General features: G+C 66.3%; 3 protein-coding genes. 2 read left to right on the forward strand and 1 reads right to left on the reverse strand.

Annotation, left to right across the window (positions count from 1 at the left end):
• Window positions 1-554: DeoR/GlpR family DNA-binding transcription regulator (locus QZ609_RS26235; RefSeq protein WP_295501362.1), on the reverse strand; the 554-nt coding region annotated here is incomplete at its 3' end.
• Window positions 555-689: 135 nt separating this feature from the next.
• Between QZ609_RS26235 and glpD the strand changes: the two genes are divergently transcribed.
• The gene (gene glpD / locus QZ609_RS26240; protein WP_295501365.1) at window positions 690-2,267 is read left to right on the forward strand and encodes a glycerol-3-phosphate dehydrogenase; all 1,578 of its coding nucleotides are present in this window, start codon (window positions 690-692) and stop codon (window positions 2,265-2,267) included.
• Between the two features lie 58 nt (window positions 2,268-2,325).
• Window positions 2,326-2,629, forward strand: a 304-nt coding sequence (locus QZ609_RS26245; protein ID WP_295501368.1) for an ATP-binding cassette domain-containing protein, incomplete at its 3' end; no start/stop codon positions are given.

Genomic DNA, 2,629 nt, shown 5'->3' on the forward strand with positions numbered 1-2,629 from the left:
TAGTCGAGCAGCGTGCCGTCTTCGTCGATGCTGGAGACGCCGATGATGCCGATGTCGACGCGGAACTGCTTCATGAAGTCGATGGTGGCCTCGCCGACGATGCCGCGATCGCGGTTGCGCACCAGGCCGCCGGCGACGATCACCTCGGCGTCCGGGCTGCCCGACAGGATGGACGCCACGTTCAGGTTGTTGGTGATGACGCGCAGCCCGCGCAACCCATTCTGGCCGACCAATGCCTTGGAGATCTCCTCGGTCGTCGTCCCGATATTGATGATGAGCGAGCGGCCGGGCTCGATATGGCGCGCCACGACCTCGGCGATGCGGCGCTTGGCGTCGATGTGCAGGACCTGGCGCTGGTCGTAGTCGATGTTCTCGACCGACGACGGCAAGCCGACGCCGCCGTGGTAGCGCGCGAGCAGGCGTTCATCTTCCAACTGGCGGATGTCGCGGCGGATGGTCTGGGTGGTGACGCCGAGCACGCGGGCCAGCGCATCGACGGAGGCATCGCCGTGCTGGCGGACGTATTCAAGGATCTGGCGGTGGCGGGGCAGCATCAAATGAACACAAACGAACACATGTGAGCGGATTAGGCGATTCCCTATGTTGCTTTATTTTCGCCTTTCACTACACTATCCGCCAACGTGTGACAGTTCGCAAGAATTGCGCGCTCAACTGAACATAAAGCAACCATGCAACACACCGATGCCTCGCATCTGGACTGTGATCTGCTGGTGGTCGGAGGCGGCATCAACGGGGTCGGCATCGCGCGCGACGCCGTGGGCCGTGGCCTGTCGGTGGTCCTGTGTGAAAAGGACGATCTGGCCCAGCACACCTCTTCGGCCTCGACCAAGCTGATCCACGGCGGGCTGCGTTACCTCGAATATTACGAATTCAGCCTCGTGCGCAAGGCGCTGCAGGAGCGCGAGGTGCTGCTGCGCATGGCGCCGCACATCATGTGGCCGCTGCGCTTCGTGATGCCGCACGACGCGGCGCAGCGCCCGGCGTGGATGATCCGCGCGGGCCTCTTTCTATATGACCATCTGGCGCGCCGCCGCTTTTTGCCGGGCTCGGAGTCGGTCAAGCTGGCGCGGCATCCGGCCGGGCAGCCGCTCAAGGCGGGCTACACGCGCGGCTTCGTCTATTCGGACGGCTGGGTGGACGACGCCCGCCTGGTGGTGCTCAACGCCCGCGACGCGGCTGACCGCGGCGCGCAGATCTTCACCCGCACGCGCTGCCTGAACGCCGAGCGCCGCGCCGACGGCTGGCACGCCTCGCTGGTGGGGCCGGACGGCATCCGCTCGGTGCGCGCCAAGGCCATCGTCAACGCAGCCGGGCCGTGGGCGGCCGACTTTGCCCGCGCGGCGCATGCGCTGCCGAGCACGCGTGGCCTGCGCCTGATCAAGGGCAGCCACATCGTCGTGCGGCGGATGTTCGACCACCCGTTCGCCTATATCTTCCAGAACCCGGACGGGCGGATCGTCTTTGCGATCCCGTACCAGAACGATTTCACGCTGATCGGCACGACCGACCTGGAATACAAGGGCACGCTGGACAAGGTTGCCATCGACGCTGGCGAGATCAACTACCTGTGCGAGATGGCCAGCCGCTACTTCGCCCAGCAGCTCACCCCCGCCGACGTGGTGTGGAGCTACTCGGGCGTGCGCCCGCTGCTGGACGACAGCGCCGCCAACGCCTCGGCCATCACGCGCGACTACCTGGTCGAATGCGAGACCGGCGCCGACGGCAAGAGCGCGCCGCTCATCAACGTCTGGGGCGGCAAGATCACGACCTACCGCAAGCTGGCCGAGGAAGCGCTGGACCAACTGGCGCCGCACCTGCCGGCCGCCGGCAAGCCGTCGTGGACGGCCACCGCCTCCCTGCCGGGCGGCGACCTGGAAGCGCCGGGCCAGCTCGTCGCCGAATACACCTTCGACGATTTTGTCGCGCGCCTGCAAAAACGTTTGCCATGGCTACCAAGCAAGCTGGCGACGCGCTACGCGCACCAGTACGGCACGCGCGTGACCACGCTGCTGGCCGGCGCAACCGGTCTGGAAGCGCTGGGCACCGAGGTGACGCCGGGTCTGTTTGAGGCCGAAATTCGCTACCTGATCGAACACGAATGGGCCCGCACAGCACAGGACATCCTGTGGCGACGGACCAAGCTGGGCCTCTATGCCAGCGATGCCGACCGCAGCCGCCTCGAAGGCTGGCTGGCGCGGCACCTGCCGGCCGACGAAGCCGAACCGGTGGCACAGAGCGCGCCATGATGTAGCCGCAGTCGCCGCGGCACCCGAACAAGAAACGTAATAAGAAAGGGAGACGCAATTGATTCTGGAACTGGACCAGGTCACGGCCGTGGTCGGGGCGCAGACGCATCTGTACCCGACCAGCCTGCGGCTGGCGCCCGGCGCGATCAACGTGCTGCTCGGGCCGACGCAGGCCGGCAAGACCACGCTGATGCGCATCATGGCCGGGCTGGACCGGCCGACCACCGGCCGCGTACTGGTCGACGGCAAGGATGTGACGGGCGTGGGGGTACGCGATCGCAATCTGGCGATGGTGTACCAGCAATTCATCAACTACCCGGCGATGACGGTGTACGACAACATCGCCTCGCCGCTGCGCCTGC

The sequence above is a fragment of the uncultured Ralstonia sp. genome (assembly GCA_913056305.1).
GTDB lineage: Bacteria > Pseudomonadota > Gammaproteobacteria > Burkholderiales > Burkholderiaceae > Ralstonia.

What these genes read in the sequence shown, in the direction of transcription:
- glpD (WP_295501365.1), top strand. Translation starts at nt 690, where the DNA reads ATGCAACACACCGATGCCTCGCATCTGGACTGTGATCTGCTGGTGGTC.